Raw genomic sequence first — 19,020 nt, 5'->3', positions numbered from 1 at the left:
TGACAAAAACCAGTGCGGCGGACGCAAAAAGCCGAAATCACATTGGCGAGGAAAACTTAACCCGCAAACAGCGGAGTTCATACAGTTCGTACGGGGAAGAAACTTTCTCTTCCCCCCTTTATTTTGCCACCAAGTGACACCAAAACTGACCGTCGGGAATGCAAGTGCGGCGAATCAACCCATAGCTGTAGGTGAGAAATGCCCCACTTAAATCCCGGCGGTAGCCGCTGGAGAACCATTCGCCATAGGGGTCGTGGACGATAAAACCGCGATCGTTGTAGCCCACCAGCACAATAATGTGCCCAAACCAGGTAAAATAGCCGTGCACGATCGCCGGGTTGCCCCCAGCCAGCCATTGTTTGGCTTCATCCATGGTGGCATCGGTTTTAAAAACTGCTTTCGCCCCATAGTCTTGCATAACATAGGACAAATGCCAGGGATTGTGGCGGCTGAGTCCGTTGTTCAGCATGTAGCGATACAGTTCGTCCTCGTACTGGTTGTAGCGAAAATCTTGACGGGGAATTTCTAAATAGTTCAAAACCATCGCCACGCTGGTGACGTTGCAAGCACCGGAAGGATTGTAGTAATTGTTATTTTGCGTGTGGTAAGGTACTGGCAATTTCACTTCCCTAGGGGGAAAATCGGCAGTGGGACGCTGCTGCGATCGCTGTTGCCCTTGCAAATCCACCCGACGCCCCCCTCCCGGCGACGTCATCGACGTACCATCCCCTTCCCAAATTTCAATGTGGGGAATAAACGCATACCAAACGCTCGACCCGCTCAAACTGCCCTGACGAACGACAATGCGTACGTGATTGCGCTCCACCTCGTAAAAAACCACCGCCATAGTATGTCCTTCGTGAATGTCCACCCGTTCGCTGCTGGGTAGTGTCGAAGAATCCACCGGCCGCAACTTGTAGCGTGTGGTTTGCCGGCTCCGCAAAAACAACGTTGGCGCATGCAGCCGCGGCGTATCGGCCAGTTTCTTCGCCGTTTCCTTGCCCAAATCCTCCACTTCCGCACAATCGGTCAAAGCCTGAAAACGCTGCAAAGCCGCATCCGATTTTGGTCCCCACAAACCGCTGGCGGGAGGTTCTAGCAGGTTGTGGTCGATCAGAATTTGCTGCACCTCGGCGGCGAGTTCCCGATCCGCAGCCACCTCCTCACTTCCCAAACTCAGATTCTGGCTAATGACATCTCGAAGTCTCATAGCTGTATCCCCTGCGTATAGGCATTGTTAGGCTTTATTGTAGCCCGTTCGAGCCAGGACAGGGACTAGAGAAAACGGCAGTTTGCCAGCTTGCCATATATAATGGAAAGGATCGCCGTCAGCGCACACCGAAACAACAAAGATTTACGCTATGTCCCCAGATACTGCCATCCAGGAGGAACTGCAAACCGCCATTGACAGCCGCCGGAATTTTGCCATTATTTCCCACCCAGACGCCGGAAAAACGACGCTCACAGAAAAACTATTGCTCTACGGAGGGGCGATTCGTCAAGCGGGTACGGTCAAAGCCAGGCGCGCCCAACGCAAAGCAACCTCCGATTGGATGCAAATGGAACAACAACGGGGCATTTCCATTACATCCACGGTTTTGCAGTTTACCTATCAAGACTGTCAAATTAACTTGCTGGATACCCCAGGACACCAAGATTTTGGCGAAGACACCTACCGTACCCTCGCAGCGGCCGACAATGCCGTGATGCTGGAAGATGCTGCCAAAGGCTTGGAAACGCAAACTCGCAAGCTGTTTGAAGTTTGCCGGATGCGGTCGATGCCCATTTTTACATTTATTAATAAGTTAGACCGTCCTGCGAGAGAACCTTTAGAACTGCTCGACGAAATCGAACAGGAGTTGGGATTGGAGACCTATCCGGTCAACTGGCCTATTGGTATGGGCGATCGCTTTAAAGGGGTTTTCGACCGCCGCCACCAGGAAATTCATTTATTTGAACGCAGCGAGCACGGCAGCCGCAAAGCCATCGAAACCACCATCGCTCTGGGCGATCCGCGCATTGAAGATTTCCTAGAAACCGACCTGTACTACCAATTTAAAGAGGAGTTGGAACTGCTAGAAGGACTGGGGTCCGAGTTGGATTTAGAACGGGTTTGGAAAGGAGAACTGACGCCGGTATTTTTCGGCAGTGCATTTACCAACTTTGGGGTGCAACTATTTTTAGATGCCTTTTTGGAATACGCCCTCAAACCCACCTCCCACAACAGCAGCCAAGGGGAAATTCCCCCCAGCCATCCCGACTTTAGCGGCTTCGTGTTCAAACTCCAAGCCAACATGGACCCCAAACACCGCGATCGCGTGGCGTTTGTCCGGGTTTGTACGGGAAAATTTGAAAAAGATATGATGGTCAAACATGCCCGCACTGGCAAAACCGTCCGCCTGTCGCGCCCGCAAAAGCTATTCGCCCAAAGTCGGGAATCGGTGGATATTGCCTATCCCGGGGATGTAATTGGTTTGAACAACCCCGGCATGTTTACCATTGGCGATACCATTTATAACGGTAAAAAAATCGAATACGAGGGCATTCCTTGCTTCTCGCCGGAACTATTTGCCTATTTAAAAAATCCCAACCCTTCCAAATTCAAACAGTTTCGCAAAGGGGTTTCGGAACTGCGCGAAGAAGGTGCCGTGCAAATTATGTATTCCACCGACGAATCCAAACGCGACCCCATTGTAGCGGCAGTTGGTCAGCTGCAGTTGGAAGTGGTTCAGTTTCGCATGGAACAAGAGTACGGTGTGGAAACCAAGTTAGAATATTTGCCCTTTACCGTTGCCCGTTGGGTGGCTGGTGGCTGGGAAGCCATGGAAAAAATCGGACGTTTGTTTAGTGCGGTCACCGTGACCGATAGCTGGGGACGTCCGGTTTTGCTGTTTCGCAACGAATGGAATTTACAGCAGACCCAATCAGACTTTCCCGATTTGCAGTTGAATCAAACGGCACCGGTGGTTTCTGGGAAAGAACCGGAACCCATTTAAGCGGAAATCCCCTAGTGCAAATTTCAGCAAGTTGCCTTTGATTTAGAAACCGGAAATGGGGAAAGATAAAAACGACCGCTCAACCGCCTCCAGGCAGCTACCATGACCGAACAACAGCTTGCAGCCGGATTGGCAGCCCTCAAACAAAAAGAGTACCAGCAAGCGATCGCGTTGCTCTCATCCGTGGTGCAAACGCCAGGGGAAAGCCAACAGTCGGTTTTGCGGGCACAAATGGGATTGGTGGTTGCCTACCAAAAGACCCACCAAATGGAAGCGGCTACGGAAATTTGCCAGCAATTGCAGCGATCGCAGGTGACCCAAGTACGCCAGTGGGCCAAAAAATGGTGCCAGCAGCGATCGCTGAAACCCACCCACCCAGCCACCGAGAAAGATCCCACAGGATTCGTTCCCCTGGAGAAAGACAACAACCCCCCCCCTTCTCCTACGGGATTTGTTCCTTTAGAGAAAAACCCAAAAAACCAGAAACACCAGAAAAACCAGAACCAGCCAGCCAACGGGGCGACCCAAGAAACATCAACCGGTGCGGTGGCACCCGACAAAACCAGCCACCAGCAACAACATTCTGCGATCGCGCCATCTCCACCAGCCCAACCCAAAAAGGCCCCACCACCGCAAGCGGCAGCCAAATCGACGCCACCGCCACCGCCACCGCCGCCGCCAAAACCCCAAAGCGATGGTACCTATGGCACCGGTCCTTCAGACCATCGCACGCCAACCATCCCCGCCAGCAGCGAACTTCCCTGGAAACATGCCCCCAAAGGGAAAAAACGGCGTGCCTTCAAATTGGAAAAAAAACAACAGTATCGCCTGGTACAAATAGCTACAGTTGCTGTTTGTTTTTGGTTGGTGGATACTCTCGTAGATCGGAGCATGTCCTTTACCAACCATATCCTCTACCAACTGCGATCGCTTCCTTTTGTGAATACGCTACAAATTTTCTACGACGACCCCAAACCAGCCGTAGCCGTGGGATTGTTGGTTTTGTTTGCGCTCATGCCCTGGCTGTGGGATGGCATCCTGCGATATTTCTACGGTTTGGAATTTACCGACCTCCGCGAGTTGGACGCCTACAGCATCCCAAGCCGCAAATTCATTCAACGCCAGTGTCGCGCCCGGAATTGCCCCCTGCCCAAAATTGGGATTTTGCCCTTGGAAGCACCGGTAGCCATGGCATACGGTCATTTGCCCCGTACCACGCGCTTGGTAGTTAGTCGGGGATTGTTGGAACAGTTAGACCCCCAGGAAATTGCCGCCGTTTATGCTGGGGAGTGGGCACATTTTCTCCAGGGAGATGGGGCGATTGTGAGTTGGGGAACCCTACTGTGCCAGATTCCCTATTTGCTGTACTGGAAAACCGCCACCTGGGGAGATAGCGTCGCTGCCAAACAAGCAGCAGCCACTCATACCTACGAAAAATCTATTTTGGGGATGTCTTTGTTTGCCGCCGTGGTGGCTTCAGTGGCAGGCTATGGTTTGTATTGGCTGGGGCGCTGGCCGTTTTTGCTGCTGTCGCGGTGGCGCTGTTTGCGTAGCGATCGCTTGGCGACCAACCTCACCAACGACCCCAATGCCCTCAGCCGCGCTTTGGTGAAAATAAGTTTGGGAATGGCGCGGGATATCCAAACCCAGGGGCAAACCCACTGGCTGCTGGAAAGCTGCGACCTGTTGTTTCCCATCGGTTGCCGGCAAGCCATAGGGGCAAGCAGTAGCTACTTGCACCACCGCCAAGAACGTTCCCAAAATTCCCTGGCAGCTTTATTTCCCTTTGATTGCAACCATCCTTACCGCCGGTGGCTGCTGCTGAACAACAGCCATCCCCTGTTGGGAGAACGGCTGCAATATTTGGCACGCTACGCCCAAATGCTGCGGGTAGAACCGGAATTCGATCCCGGTAAGGCGAAAAACCAACGCCCCAAGAAAGCCGTTGCCCTTACCTGGAACAATCTAATTGCCAAACTCCGCCCCATCTGGCAATCAGGTCCGCTTTACTGGCAGGGGTGTCCCTATTTTGGTGCCTTGCTGGGGTTGGGCATGGCTCTATGCCTAATTTTGGTAGGATGGATTGGCCAAGTTGGCAATGTGCAGGCGATTGAGTGGCTTTGGAGCGATCGCTTTTGGATCGCATACGGAGCGATGCTGGCTGGATTTAGTTTGGGTAGTTTTTGGCGTACCAATGCCTTGTTTCCCGATATCGAACCGACCCAGGCCATCCCAAGCAGCGCCCAACTCCCCCGCGATGCCCAGACGATGCCTGTGGCCAGTCCCCCTGTAGCTTTGCAGGGACGCTTATTGGGACGTCGCGGCCTCAGCAATTTGTTGGGACAGGATTTGATTTTACACTGCCACCGGGATTTGGTAAAGCTCAATGGTCTGTCGCCGTTGGATATTTATAAGTTCTTTTTGCGATCGCGATCGCAACAGCAAGTGTGGGATTGGATCGGCTGCCCAATAGAAGCCATTGGCTGGTTTCGCCAGGGGGCAACCCCCTGGATTGACGTGGAAACTTGGCAAAGCCACCAACAAGTAAGTCACAGCCGCCACCCAATTTGGTACACCCTGGTAGCTGCAGCCGCCGCCATTTGGGCTACTTACTGGTTGGCTACCGGTGGTATTTAGAAATGTTCTGCGTATGTTGCATTTTATTTTTGGGAATGTTATGTTTGTGGAAGTGCTTAGTGAATACAAACGCACCAGAAAAGCAGTTTGTATTTTCAAACCATACCTTTTGCAGGTGTTGTGGATGCTTCCAAAGTATCCTCAAAAAGACACCGAAAGATTTCACCGGAGAAGTCTCTCGAATGTCATTCCACCAGAGACATTTTTTTAGACAAGAAATTTTGCTAATCTAACTAGCCCAAATTTCAATAGTATGGTAGGTTAAAAAATAGCAAACTGTGCAGATTGACCGAAAGCAGCAGCATGAGGTGACGGGTGCAAAATCAAGACCAAACCGAATATTTACAACCATCCCATCCCCGTACGAGCTAAAAGGTGTCTCGGTAAGAGATCCTTCTAGCAAGTTAGGATGGGGTATAATGTTAGATGGTGTATTGGGTTTGGCAATCTTTTTGGTAGCTAGCATCAAAGCTATGTTTTTTAGCTGCGAGCGTAGAGTTCCTAAAAACCCGTCAACCGAGCTTTCCAATTCTCAGGCATTGTGACATGGGAAATGTAGCTATCTCAATTGATTTGCCGTCCAAATGACATATTTTGGTATTGACTTCCAATCATTTGACAACGAGTTGAGGCAAAGTTCTGCTGTAGGTACTCGCTCAACTTGGTCGTTTGTCTGCAAAAGACCGAGGAAATTTGACCTAGAGGCTGGGTTCTTTTACGCTGTCAACAAGAGTGCTGCAACTACAAAAGCTGCATTTTCCGCCTTGGGAAAAGCAAAAAGCGAGCTTGTTTCCCTTAACGAGTAAGGTCGAACAAGTTCTTGCGGTCAAAATCGGTCTAGCTCAATGCAACAACCCATACAAACTTATTGCTTTTGTCGATAAAAAACCCAATCGAGGAGGTATTTGTATGTCCGTTCGACTTTATGTAGGCAATCTCCCCAAAGAAGTTCTCGACCGTCAGGAACTACAAAATGTTTTTGCGGAAGAAAGCAACGTCATTTCCACCAAAATCATCAAACAGCGCAAAACTGGAAAATGCCGTGGTTTTGGCTTTTTGACCGTCAAAAACGAAGAAAGCGCCGATGAAATCATCGAGAAATTCAACGGCTACATGTTCAAAGACAATCCCCTGAAGATCGAAAAAGCGCAACCTCGTACGAAAAGCAGCAACGAGAAAGAAAACGAAAGCAAGAAAAGTCCTGAAGGGGAGAAAGAAAAAGAAGCCAAGCCAGCAGCCAAACAGCAGAAGGCCAATAAAGGCGGGAAAGGCAGCAAATCTCGCCGCGGCGGTGGCGGTGGTAGTCCCCAGGGTGGTGCTTCCGAAAAAGTGCAACCCGATCCTCGCTGGGCCGAAGAATTGGAAAAACTCAAGCAAATGCTGGCTACCGCGGAAAACTAACTGGACCTGTTGGCCGTTTGCAGCCACTGCAACGGCAGCAAAAGCCACCATGGGAGGGAAGGGAAAAGATATGCGGACCTCCTATGGTGGTTTTCCCATACCTTGATTTTAGGAAAGTTGGGAAAAAAGCTTGGCTGGTTGCTAAGTTGGCTGGCTAGTCTTCATCTTTCTCGCTCCATTTTTGCAGATCCTGTAGTAAAACGGAGCGATACTGCTGCCATTTTTGCCATGCTTCTGGGTCGCTGTTTTTCCCTTTTTGCAGCAACACTACCCCATCGCGAACATCCGTAATGCCGTATTTGCCAGCAGCGGTCACCGAATCGATGCGGGGAATCATGCCACGCAAACGTATGCGGTCGTTGTCAAAAGCTGGCATGTAAGTTTGCAACCGCCACAAATCCGCGATCGCATAATCTACCCAAATAACATCTCGCGCATCGTTGCGCAACTTCAAAGCCGGAAAACGAATAAGTTCCCGCCTGCCAGACAGTGGGGGAACAATATACGTCGTAGCAGCGACGCTGGCATCTTCGGGAATTTCGGAGAGTAAAGAGCGAATTTGTTCGGCATGTTGCCACTGACGGGGTAAAGATACGTACACCCACGGATCGAACGAGTCAGGAATTAAGAAATATAAAGTTCGACTGGGACTTGCCGTCACCGAAAGCAACACCGACAGCAACATGCAAGCGATCCAAAACCGCTTGAACGTGAACCCTCCCCTAGATTTCTGCGTTTCGGTAAACGATTTGGTCGGCTCCAGTGGGTTGCCTTTACGCGGCCAGTGAGTTGCCTTTTCGCGAAGTTCCACCGCCACATAGCGAACCACCGAAGAAACCGGATAAAACAGCAACGTTTCCCGCTGCCGCCACCAGCGAATGGTTCCGTAAGCCAATCCCGGTACAACCCCAATCGCATAACGCAGGCTAATCACCAATGCCGAATCTCCCCGCTGCAAGAAAATCTTCAGCAAGGGAAAACCAGCAATGGTCCAAGCTGCCGCTGACACCAGGGGAATAAAAGCAAAAGGCAGCAACTGACCGAACAAGTAGCCAAGTTTGGTAAGGGGTTCGCGAAACAACGCCGCCACCAACTGCCAAGGCTGGGAAAGCATATTCCAGAGAATTTCCAGTGTGGAAGCTTCCTCTTCGTTGGGAGCAAATTGTCCGAACCGTTCCAGAGGAAAGCGTCGCAGCATATCTTCCGAAAACTGCAGCATAACGACATTGGTCACCACCGTGACGTAGAGAAAGCCAATGGTACAAATTCCCAACCCCAGCCGGGGAAAGCGATTGCTGAACACCATATAGACGCCGATGCCGAAGAGGGTGATGCCAGTGTCTTCTCGAACTGCCAGTAGCAAAACCACCATCAGCCAAAACAGCCACCACCAACGTTTTTCCATGGCCAGCAGCAGGGTGAAGCAATATAAGGGAACCTGGGAGAGGTCGTGGAAATTGGACCATGTGGGGCCAATGACAGCGTTGGCACTATAAAAACTGGCACTAATAAAGGCTGACACTGGCGGTTGTAGGTACTGCCGCGCCAGAAAATATAAAACGATGCCGGCTGCTGTTACCACTGATACCTGGATGACGGTTAAAGTTGCCGGTGAGGGAAATAAAAGATATATCGGCAACCAAACGAGCAAGGCGGGGGTAAAATGCTGTCCCAAACGGCGATAGGTAACGTCGGGTACTTCGCCGGCGTGGACCACATCGGTGGAAAGGGTGGAAGAAAGGGAACTTTGAAACCAACGACCGTGAGCGTTGTTCCAGAAGACTTGGTGGAAGATGCCCTGGTCGTAGGACGCGAAGAAACTATAGTACCGATTGAGGGTTAAAATGAGGCTAATGACGAAAAATGCGATCGCCACTGCAATAGCAAATCGTAACCAAGGATTTTTGGACAAACCGCGCAACATCAGGTTCCGCCAAACGACAACCTTCATCATGCCATAGATTAACCGTGGAAAGGAGACAAGGATAGAATTGCTGGGATTTGAGTTTAATCTCTTGACAAAATAGATTTTTTATGGTATGTAAAGAAAAAGCGATCGCTACTGGAACCATGCAAGCAAGACCATGCAAGCACGAGAGTATCAAAAACGCATAGCGTCTTATATTCTCTACAACTTTGAAAATAGGGGAATCAAAGTTTATCTAGAAGTAGAACTAGGAAAAACGATTATTGGCAAAAACCGAAGAATCGATATTTTCGTATTCAACGAACCTCTAAACCAAGCACTTGCTCTGGAATGCAAATACCAGGATACCGGCGGTACGGCAGATGAAAAAATCCCATACACGCTTCAAGATTTAGAGGCATTACACTTTCCAGGATTTCTCGTTTATGCCGGAGAAGGGTTTTCCAAAGGAATTATTCATTTATTAGAAGGTTCTTCCCAGGCAGCCTATTGTTTGCCAGATGCAAGTTTCAATCAAAACTCCCATACCCGCGAACTCGACTCTATTTTGGCAGCAGTCTTTGACTGGTGGGATTTGGTACTTTGGGATAAAAAACCGTTTTCCTTAGAACCAGATAGCGCCCAATTTTCTTTGTTCGATAATCAAAATCGTAGCTGATATTTTTGCCCTCGTAAATACATAGCATAAAAAAATCTATTTATCGTGTTTTCCTTAAAATCGCGAACATGGTTGGGTAGGGGATTTCTGGTCATAAAATAGCGAGTCAAGTTGAATGGGATTTGGTATAAAACATAAACTCAAAACCAACCAAATATATTTTTCAAGTTAGCTACTAGTTTTTACCAGGTTGTAATTAATTTTTCTTAATGCTTTTCGCACCGTTTCCCGGCTAATTTTTGTAACGAGACCCCGCGCCTTCAGCTCATCCACCAGAAGCGTCAGCGTCCATCGCGTCTGTCCTTTGGGAGGTTCCGAGCAACAAATTGCCGCTAGCTGTTCTTGCAGTTCCCCGTCGAGTTTTGGCGGCACAGGAGGTTCCAAGCGTTGCTTTCTTTGCAGAGCCACTTCCCACCCAAACCGGACAAAATTTCTCCGAATTCTTGCCACTGTATTGACGTGCAACCCCAAGGCTTCAGCAATTTGGATATCTTTCCAACCTCCTTGAGGATGTTGTTGGTCAGCCATGAGCAAAACCCGAGCATGAAGAATTTTTTTAGCAGGAGCGGAACCATTCCGACTGATAGCACTCAACTTTTCTCGTTGTTGAGGGGTTAGATAAACTGTATATTTCAGATTCGGATTGCTCATGGAACTTGCGCTCGAAACTTTACTTACGATTTTAGCCTAGATGCGTTCCTACGACAAGTATGTCTATGTCTCGTTTAAAATTGTAGGGAAAATGCTAAAACCGCCATATTTTGATTTCCCTGTTCCGTTGTCAGGAGAAAAAGTAAAGATAATAATACATATAAGAAAAGATATTTGGCGATGGTGCCAAAAGTATCGGTCTTTCTGACCATCGCTTTAACGACAAAATGAAACTAGACCCCCTTCTACGATTGAAATGGTTTTTTTATGCACTCGGTACGGGAAATGGATACATTTGACAAAGTTCTCGAAACATTTCCATCCACCGATCGTAACTAGAATCGTTGTCTAAAATGCCGGAAAATTCTATAACTCGGTTCATATCATTTCTAGCTCGTTCGTTAGCTAACATATCCGATAAACCAGTATTTAAAAAATCAAATAGGCGATCGTAAGATATGGCATCAATATCTCCTTGTTTCCAAATTACCCGGTTTTCCGTAAAAACCACGTGCGGTAAAGGCTAGTCCTTTTAAAACTTGGCGGCGGTTGAGATCGAAGGCAGGCATGGTAAATATCGATGTAAACGGAAACTTTTGTCTATAGTACCTCATTCGATTGAAACAATCAAACATTTGCTGGTCAGAGAAATCCGTCTTAATAAAACCCTAATTATTTCTTGCAGATTTTTAAGGAAAATGCCTATCTCACATTTTTTTTGTGATTTTGTAGAAATCGGATTGCTTTCCTTTGATTAGAAAATTTTGGGTCTATATTCCCGGTTGCGCTGGCATGGAGTATTGTCCAACGAAAAATAAAGAATATCGAGGGATTTTACCCCCACGGAAGCGCCATTAAAAACTTTTTAGAATATTTATAGCTTGCGGTGGGAATATTATATCAAAGCTAAAATTAACGGATAGCTTTCTTTATTTATTTTTGAGGCGATTGGGTAATTGTTTCCAAAAGGGTTGTTCGGGAGGGGTACGCGTGGTGTTGGTGGCGCAGTGGACGTTGCCTCGCAGTTCTTGGTAGTAATCGTTGTCGAGGAAATGAACTTGCAGGGGAGATTTTGAAACTAACTTGCGGAAGGTTTCTTGGGTGACATCGCGATCGCGCACAATGGGTCCTCTGGGGTCGGCAACTAGGAAATGACCGTTGACTGCCACCGAGTTGACCATATTCGGCCACCAGGAATAACCAGTGAGGGAAAACATAGCCGGAATCTGAATAATTTGGTTGTCGTTGAGGCTAAATTCTCGCTTGAGTTTGGCAATGAGGGGATTGATACGATCGCGTTGAATTTGCAAGTTGTGTTCTATCAAACGACGGTTGTTCAAAGCACTTTGCACAGTTGTAGACGTACTCAACCCCCGATTGATGGCTTTGTTACCATGTCCTTCCCGTTGCAACCGGCGTAGCAAGTTGACACCAGCTTCTGGTGATACCACTAACATCAACGGTTTCTCATTCTTCGAGGGAATAAAACCAATCACCTCATCTACGTGACGAATCATCAACCAAGAGGTATCGATGTCCACCAGCGGTGCTTGAATTTCCTGCGCTCTCAAAAATTCCAATACCTCGGGATGCAAGGTAGCGGTGCCAGAATTGCCGTAATAAATTCTTCCTAAAGGATAACCTGGTAGTGGCGGTGTAACTTCTAAATTACCGTACCAATCAGCCCAGCGATCGCTTGGTAGCAAATTGCGAGGTTGTCCAATATTAAACCAGCCAAAATCAGATTTTAACAGCGATCGCGAAAAATTATCTTTCCCCCTACCTCGATTGCCGTGCAAAACACCGGGAAAAGACACGAGGTTTGGGTTATCTGAAAAAGCAGGAAACTGCAAATAACCGATTTCCATCGTATCCTGCATCCACAAAGTTCCCCGTCGAATGGTTTTTACCTCAGCCTGAGTTGGCGGCACAATTTTTTGAATTTGGCGAATAAAGCGATCGTTGCGGGTCCCCCAATCGCTGACAAAAAGGGATTTTACCGGTGCCGTATTGGGACGCATAATCCAGGGAGACACCCGCAACTTCACCGTATCGGCAGTTAGGAGATTCCCTTCTTGAGAAGCGATCGCTTCGATCGAGATTTCGCCGTTCCAATCCCGATCGGCAAATTGTTTAGCTTCAATTCCAAACAGCATTTCCCCCATATTATCTTTTACTGAGGAAGACTGCCAAATTTGGGGAGTTGTTTGAATCTCGCTGGACCCATCGCTAGCTAAATATCGCCACCCCTTTTTAGTTTTTTGGAATAAATTAACGTAACGGCGAGCTGGGGATTTCACTTGCAAGCGCAACTTCATATCTTGGAAACGGCGGTCCAAGCGTAACTTCACCAAGGCCAAATCTGCCGCATCTTTCTCGCCATTGACGCGACGGTCTTGCCAGTCAGAACGACGGTCCCCATCGTCGTCATCTAGATTAAACAAAACCAAAGCACCTTGCTGCCACTGCCACCGTTGCCTGCCTACGTAATCTTTATCGTTGAGCTGACCGTCACGGTTGGTATCTGCATACAGAATAAAATTCTCAGCTAGCTGCGCCAGTTCCAACTGCTGGGTCGCCTGGGTATAATTTTGGCGGTAGGATGTCAATTTGTTAGTTGCTTCAGCACTCAGAAAAGACACTTTGGGAATGGCTTCTAAGTGGTGTGTGGCTTTTTGCCAAGCAACTTTGGCGGCGCGCCAGGTATCAGCATTTCGGGGGGAGCGTTTTTCCCATTGTTGTGCTTGACGAGCGAACTTTTCGGCAGTTTTCATAGATTTTTGTGCCGCCACTTCCAAGTGGTAGCGTTGTTCCACCTGTTTTTGGTAGCGCTGCCAGTTTTGGTTTTTCAGGGTTAGGGTATCGCCGTCGTAAGCATCCACAAGAAACGACAAATCCACCGCCGCCTGACAGCGTTGGCGTTTCCAATCCACGCGAGCGCGTAATTGCTGCAAGCCAGACAGAGAGCGCACCTCAGGCAAACTTGGCAAATCCGCCGTTGCCACCCAAGTACATTTCCCAGGTGGTGCCAACACCAGCGGCGACTGCCAGACACTGGCAACCAAAACCATCGCCAAAGCCGCGATCGCTGCACGTACCCAAAGTTTAACCAACCCATTTGGCAATGTCATAACACCGGAATCGTTCAATAGAAAACCAAAAAAACAGCACACCCACGCCTCCACGCTCCCATACTCCCACGCCTTTCCCACCTGCGATCGCTATTTTCCCCGTTTTGACCTCCAATACAAGTCCAATCCAAGGTAAAATTTTTCTGACATTTTCAGGAGGATGGAACCCTGACTACTCGAGTTATCATCGTCCGCCACGGTCAAAGCACCCACAACACGGAACATCGCATCCAAGGTCGTAGCGATGAATCCATACTGACAGAAAAAGGACGTGCGATGGCGCGTCAAGTAGGGGATACCCTTGCCGATATCCCCATCGAAGCCATTTACAGCAGTCCACTGAGAAGGGCCTCGGAAACCGCCGAAATTGTTAAAACTAGTTTGCAGGAAAGTCAGGGAAAAACCTTACCCCTAGAGATTTCCCAGAACCTGATTGAAGTAGACCTACCGCTGTGGGAAAACCTGCCTCGCGACGAGGTAATGGCCAAATATCCCCAACAATACGAATGTTGGAAACAACGTCCCCAAGAACTCAAAATGGCCGACCCTCGCCGGGAAAACCCGCAGGAATTTTTCCCAGTTCTTTCCCTGTACGAACAGGCGAAGCGATTTTGGTCGTTGCTGCTAGAACGCCACCAAAGAGAAACCGTTCTGGTAGTGGCTCACAATGGCATCAACCGTTGCCTGTTAATGAGTGCGTTGGGGATTGACCCGCGCTACTACCATTCCATACAACAGTCCAACTGCTGTATTAACGTTGTCAATTTCTCCGGCGGGTGGGGATCCAAAGCACAACTAGAATCATTAAATTTGCTCGCACACCAAGGCAAAAACTTCCCCGAACCCAGAGACCCCAACTCGGGATTGCGGCTGTTGTTGGTCCGCCATGGAGAAACCCAATGGAATCAAGAAGGTCGTTTCCAGGGACAAATCGACGTTCCCCTCAACGAAAACGGCCGGCATCAAGCCTACCAAGCAGCGCAATTTCTCCAAGATGTCTCCTTGGATGCAGCTATTTCCAGTCCCATGTTGCGTCCCAAAGAAACCGCCGAAATTATTTTGCAAGAGCATTCCGGCGTCGCTTTAGAACTCATGGAAGGCTTGCGGGAAATCAGCCACGGTTTGTGGGAAGGCAAGCTGGAAGCGGAAATTTGGGATAGCTACAGCGAGTTGCTCAACAGTTGGAAAGTCGCACCAGAAACCGTGCAAATGCCGGAAGGAGAAAATCTGCAACAGGTTTGGGACCGCTCCCAAGTGGCTCTGGAAGAAATTGTGCGCAAACATTACGACCCATCTCAATATCGGACAGTAATGGTGGTGGCACACGATGCCATTAACAAAGCCATTCTATGCCATTTGTTTGGTTTGGGCGCGCAAAATTTCTGGACGTTCAAACAAGGCAACGGTTCGGTGAGCGTTATTGACTATCCCCAAGGCTTGGATGCCTATCCCCAACTGCAGGCAGCGAACATTACCACTCATTTAGGCGGTGGCGTATTTGATTCTACAGCAGCGGGAGCTTTGTAAACTTGTGCTGAGCTATGTCGGAGCGCTTGTACGGAGCTATGTCGAAGCATTGGTCTAATTTATGAGTGCAGGCGAATTGCTGCAACAAGTCCGATTGATAGATCCCATCTCGGCAACCGACCGAGTGGTGGATGTGTGGATTGCCGATGGTCGCATCCAGCAAATCGCTGTCGAGGGAATTGAGGTTCCTCAGGAAACCACGGTACGCGAGTGCAACGGTTTGGTTTTGGGACCGGGATTGGTAGATAGCTACAGCCACAGCGGCGAACCGGGTCGCGAGGATGCCGAACCCCTCGATTCCCTATTGGCAGCGGCCCGTGGGGGAGGTTTTACCCGGCTGGCGATTTTGCCGGATACGATTGGCCGGTTGGACAATCCCTCTAGCATTGCGTTTTTGCGGGAGCGTTGCTTGCAAACGGCTGCGGTACCGTCGGTGTCGTTTTGGGCCGGAATGTTTTTGTATGGCGGCGAAGGGGATTTTCGGTCTGCTAGGTTGGCGGAATTGGCGGAACTGGCACAGGTGGAGGCGGTAGCTGGATTTGCCGATGGGGAACCGTTGTGCAATTTGGTGTTGATGCGGCGGTTGTTGGAATATGCCAAGCCGTACCGATTGCCGGTGGCGTTGTATGCCTGCGATGCCAGTGTGGGAGGGGTGATGCGTGAAGGCGTCGATTCGATTCGTTGCGGTTTGCCTGGTTGCAGTGCGATCGCGCATACGGCCCCTTTGGCGGCGTTGCTGGAGGTGGTAGCGCTCACCCAAACCCCGGTTCACATTATGCGGGTGTCTACCCAACGGGAAGTGGAGTTGATTGCCGATGCCAAACGCCGACAGCTACCGGTAACCGCCAGTACTACCTGGATGCACTTGCTGTTGGATACCACTGCGATCGCACCATTGGCTGCCAATACCGGTGGGTTGGCGGATGCTTACAATCCCCATTTGCGTTTGGACCCGCCTTTGGGAACTCCCAGCGATCGCGCGGCGTTGCAACAGGGAGTGCAAACCGGGATTGTAGATGCGATCGCCGTGGAGCACACCCCCTATACCTACGAAGAAAAAGCCGTTCCCTTTGGCGTGGCCCCACCTGGGGCCGTGGGATTGGAACTGGCGTTGCCGCTGCTGTGGGAGGGGTTGGTGGTTTCGCAAAAATGGACCGCTATTGACCTGTGGCGCGCTTTGAGTGCGTCGGCGGCGCGCTGCTTGCAGCAAAAACCGGCGAAAATCGCTCCGGGGGAACCGGCGGAGTTGGTGTTGTTCGACCCCCAGGCGCATTGGATATGCGATCGCGATCGCCTGCAGTCGGTAGCCAACAATACCTTTTGGTACAATAAGTCCATTCCCGGTCGCGTGGTGCGCGTTTGGTACGGCCAGCAGCAATTTGCCAGCGATCGCTAGTTTGGGCAAGCCACTTTGGGGAAATATTTCCCGCCCACCCCCTGACCTGATACGATAATCAGCATTGCTGCTTGTGGATGGGCATAAAACCAGCAGCTTTCATGAGCTTATGAACCAACTTTCCCGGGGTTTCACCATTTTTCTGAGCTTGCTAGTAGAAGCGATTCCCTTCCTATTACTGGGGGTTTTGCTATCTAGTTTCTTGCTCATTTTCGTAGACGAGCGGAAACTGATGAAAAGCTTACCCGGCAATCCCATTTTTGGTGCTTTTGCCGGCAGCCTCATTGGCTTCTTGTTTCCCGTGTGCGAATGCGGCAACGTTCCCGTAGCCAGACGCTTGATTTCCCAAGGCATTTCCCCCGCCGTGGCCGTTGGCTTTTTACTAGCAGCTCCCACAGTCAACCCCATTGTCATCTGGTCTACCTGGGTAGCCTTTCGCGACCAGCCGCAAATTGTCCTGTTGCGGGTGGTATTTTCTTTGGTTATCGCTACGGCCATCGGCGCGATTTTTAGCATCCAAAAAGATTTTCGTCCGCTGCTGCAACCCACAGTGGCACGAATGCTTCAACGCAACTCAACACAAGCTTTCAACCGCAACCAAACCAACGCCAAAAATCCCGTTTCCACCCAACTACCAGCCAAAGCACCAGTCCCCACTTTACTACAATCAGGAACCTATTGGTTGGGTCAGAACCATCCCGGTATCCCCGCAGCCAACCCCGTCCCAGCCAAACCCCTACCCGGAACCCGCGCGCAGTTGTTTTGGGAGAATACCATCGGCGAACTGCGGGAGTTAGGGGGAATTTTAATTTTAGGAAGTGCGATCGCGGCTTTTGTCCAAGTTGCCGTTCCCCGGGAAATTATTTTAAGTCTAGGACAAAATCCCGTTTCTTCTATTATGGCGATGTTGCTGCTGGGAACCGTCGTTTCTATTTGTTCTACAGTGGATGCTTTCTTTGCCCTCTCTTTTGCCTCTACCTTTACTAGTGGCTCGCTTTTGGCTTTTCTGGTGTTTGGTCCTATGGTAGATTTAAAAGGGATTGGGCTTATGCTCTCGGTATTCCGCGGTCGCATTGTGGCTTATCTATTTCTTTTAGCCGCCCAGCTCACCTTTTTGCTAGCATTAGGTGTTAATTTATATTTGAGTTAAATATAAAAACAACTCCGTGCGTGGGAGATTAGGGACATACAATGTATCGCTGCCTCCCATGCTCCCCTACTCACCATTGCCCTTGATTTCCTATTCTCCTTCCCTCTATGGCCAGTTCTAAAACGTTTTTATTAGATTTTGAAAAACCGCTCGCAGAATTAGAAAATCGGATCGACCAGATCCGACAGTTAGCCTCAGAAAATGGTGTCGATGTGTCCGAACAAATACAGCAGTTGGAAACCCGTGCCGAACAACTGCGTCGGGAGATTTTTGATAGCTTGACCCCGGCGCAACGATTGCAGCTGGCACGGCACCCCCGCCGTCCCAGTACGCTAGACTACATTCAGACCATCGCCGATGAATGGATCGAATTGCATGGCGATCGCCGCGGGTCAGACGATCCCGCTATTGTAGCAGGATTGGGACGCTTGCGCGATCGCCCCGTGGTTATGCTGGGACATCAGAAAGGACGGGATACCAAAGATAACGTGGCTCGCAACTTCGGTATGGCTTCCCCAGGCGGCTACCGCAAAGCCATGCGACTGATGGATCATGCCAATCGCTTCGGCATGCCTATTTTAACCTTTATCGACACCCCCGGTGCTTGGGCCGGCATTGAAGCAGAACATTTAGGCCAGGGAGAAGCGATCGCGTATAATCTTAGGGAAATGTTCGGTTTGGACGTTCCCATTATCTCCACCGTCATCGGCGAAGGCGGTTCTGGCGGTGCTTTGGGGATTGGCGTCGCCGATCGCTTGCTCATGTTCGAACATGCGGTTTATACTGTAGCTAGTCCGGAAGCCTGTGCGGCGATTCTTTGGAAAGACGCAAGCAAATCCCCGCAGGCAGCAGAAGCGCTCAAAATTACCTCTTGGGATTTAAAGCAACTGGGAATTGCCGATGAGATTGTCTCCGAACCCACCGGCGGCGCTCACTACCATCCTTTGCCAGCCGCGGAAAATCTCAAGCAAGCCTTAATACGCAACCTAGAGCTTCTGAGTTCTTATTCTGGGGAAAAACGGCGTCAGCTGCGATATCAAAAATTTCGCCGCATCGGTCAGTTTGCCGAAACTTCTTATTCTGCCTAACCTATGCTCCTCCATTTTCTAGATTTGGTAATAACGACCATACAGCCGTCGATCGAACCCATCAGCTTGGTGGTTGCCTGGTCGGTGGTGGTCATGGCTCTGTGGAATATCGGTGCCGCAGCCGCCGATACCCTATCCCGCGCCAAGCGCATGCATCAAATTCCCTGCGCCTACTGCAAATATTTCACTGACAATCCCCACTTGAAATGTCCTGTCCACCCGAAAATTGCCATGTCGGAAAAAGCCATTGGCTGTCCTGACTATGAAGAAAAAACGTCTTTGGCAAAATAAATCATACCATTTCTTTCAATCCTGCAGGAAATGATCGAGATGTTTTGGTAGAGCCATCGAGGACACTGGCAAACTCAAGACACTTACCGGCATGAATCGGGAGCTTGAAAGCCCTGACTTTTTAAAGCAGGGATGAAAAGCGACCCGTGCGGCTTTAGCCGCCGTCA

General features: G+C 49.7%; 14 protein-coding genes. 9 read left to right on the top strand and 5 right to left on the bottom strand.

Annotation, left to right across the window (positions count from 1 at the left end):
• Nucleotides 1-118 precede the first annotated feature (118 nt).
• A complete protein-coding gene (locus AS151_RS06985; RefSeq protein ID WP_071516329.1) occupies nucleotides 119-1,210 on the bottom strand; it encodes a C39 family peptidase in 1,092 nt (363 codons plus the stop codon).
• A gap of 151 nt (nucleotides 1,211-1,361) precedes the next feature.
• Between AS151_RS06985 and prfC the strand changes: the two genes are divergently transcribed.
• The 3 genes from prfC to AS151_RS06970 all read left to right on the top strand — a co-directional run bounded on the left by prfC (nucleotide 1,362) and on the right by AS151_RS06970 (nucleotide 7,034).
• Nucleotides 1,362-2,996 (top strand): peptide chain release factor 3, encoded by a 1,635-nt coding sequence (prfC, locus tag AS151_RS06980; RefSeq protein WP_071516328.1) that lies wholly within the window; start codon nucleotides 1,362-1,364, stop codon nucleotides 2,994-2,996.
• A 102-nt stretch (nucleotides 2,997-3,098) separates the two neighbouring features.
• On the top strand, nucleotides 3,099-5,633 hold the full coding sequence (locus AS151_RS06975; protein ID WP_071516327.1) for a M48 family metalloprotease: 2,535 nt from the start codon (nucleotides 3,099-3,101) through the stop codon (nucleotides 5,631-5,633).
• A 909-nt stretch (nucleotides 5,634-6,542) separates the two neighbouring features.
• Nucleotides 6,543-7,034 (top strand): RNA-binding protein, encoded by a 492-nt coding sequence (locus AS151_RS06970; protein ID WP_071516370.1) that lies wholly within the window; start codon nucleotides 6,543-6,545, stop codon nucleotides 7,032-7,034.
• 154 nt (nucleotides 7,035-7,188) lie between these two features.
• Here the strand turns inward: AS151_RS06970 and AS151_RS06965 are convergent, their stop codons facing one another.
• Nucleotides 7,189-8,958 carry a DUF2079 domain-containing protein gene (locus AS151_RS06965; RefSeq protein WP_071516326.1) on the bottom strand — a complete coding sequence of 590 codons (1,770 nt, stop codon included), beginning with the start codon at nucleotides 8,956-8,958 and terminating at the stop codon, nucleotides 7,189-7,191.
• Nucleotides 8,959-9,118: 160 nt separating this feature from the next.
• Between AS151_RS06965 and AS151_RS06960 the strand changes: the two genes are divergently transcribed.
• Nucleotides 9,119-9,619, top strand: a complete 501-nt coding sequence (locus AS151_RS06960) for a PD-(D/E)XK nuclease superfamily protein (RefSeq protein ID WP_071516325.1) — start codon at nucleotides 9,119-9,121, stop codon at nucleotides 9,617-9,619.
• Nucleotides 9,620-9,787: 168 nt separating this feature from the next.
• Here AS151_RS06960 and AS151_RS06955 read toward each other — a convergent pair whose 3' ends face one another.
• The 3 genes from AS151_RS06955 to AS151_RS06945 all read right to left on the bottom strand — a co-directional run bounded on the left by AS151_RS06955 (nucleotide 9,788) and on the right by AS151_RS06945 (nucleotide 13,401).
• Complete coding sequence (locus tag AS151_RS06955; protein ID WP_071516324.1) at nucleotides 9,788-10,270, bottom strand: helix-turn-helix domain-containing protein; 483 nt, start codon at nucleotides 10,268-10,270, stop codon at nucleotides 9,788-9,790.
• 265 nt (nucleotides 10,271-10,535) lie between these two features.
• Nucleotides 10,536-10,781: a hypothetical protein gene (locus tag AS151_RS06950; RefSeq protein WP_071516323.1), complete on the bottom strand. Its 246-nt coding sequence runs from the start codon at nucleotides 10,779-10,781 to the stop codon at nucleotides 10,536-10,538.
• 418 nt (nucleotides 10,782-11,199) lie between these two features.
• Nucleotides 11,200-13,401, bottom strand: a complete 2,202-nt coding sequence (locus AS151_RS06945; RefSeq protein WP_139240548.1) for a protein-arginine deiminase family protein — start codon at nucleotides 13,399-13,401, stop codon at nucleotides 11,200-11,202.
• A 168-nt stretch (nucleotides 13,402-13,569) separates the two neighbouring features.
• Between AS151_RS06945 and AS151_RS06940 the strand changes: the two genes are divergently transcribed.
• The 5 genes from AS151_RS06940 to AS151_RS06920 all read left to right on the top strand — a co-directional run bounded on the left by AS151_RS06940 (nucleotide 13,570) and on the right by AS151_RS06920 (nucleotide 18,853).
• Nucleotides 13,570-14,928: a histidine phosphatase family protein gene (locus AS151_RS06940; protein WP_071516321.1), complete on the top strand. Its 1,359-nt coding sequence runs from the start codon at nucleotides 13,570-13,572 to the stop codon at nucleotides 14,926-14,928.
• Nucleotides 14,929-14,989: 61 nt separating this feature from the next.
• Nucleotides 14,990-16,324, top strand: a complete 1,335-nt coding sequence (locus tag AS151_RS06935; protein WP_071516320.1) for a dihydroorotase — start codon at nucleotides 14,990-14,992, stop codon at nucleotides 16,322-16,324.
• Between the two features lie 109 nt (nucleotides 16,325-16,433).
• Complete coding sequence (locus AS151_RS06930; RefSeq protein WP_071516319.1) at nucleotides 16,434-17,474, top strand: permease; 1,041 nt, start codon at nucleotides 16,434-16,436, stop codon at nucleotides 17,472-17,474.
• 107 nt (nucleotides 17,475-17,581) lie between these two features.
• Complete coding sequence (locus tag AS151_RS06925) at nucleotides 17,582-18,562, top strand: acetyl-CoA carboxylase carboxyltransferase subunit alpha (RefSeq protein ID WP_071516318.1); 981 nt, start codon at nucleotides 17,582-17,584, stop codon at nucleotides 18,560-18,562.
• A 3-nt stretch (nucleotides 18,563-18,565) separates the two neighbouring features.
• Nucleotides 18,566-18,853 (top strand): hypothetical protein, encoded by a 288-nt coding sequence (locus tag AS151_RS06920; protein ID WP_071516317.1) that lies wholly within the window; start codon nucleotides 18,566-18,568, stop codon nucleotides 18,851-18,853.
• Nucleotides 18,854-19,020 lie beyond the last annotated feature (167 nt).

Source organism: Geitlerinema sp. PCC 9228 (assembly GCF_001870905.1).
GTDB lineage: Bacteria > Cyanobacteriota > Cyanobacteriia > Cyanobacteriales > PCC-9228 > PCC-9228.
Note: the sequence above shows the minus strand (reverse complement) of the source record. Positions and strands in the feature narration are given on the sequence as shown.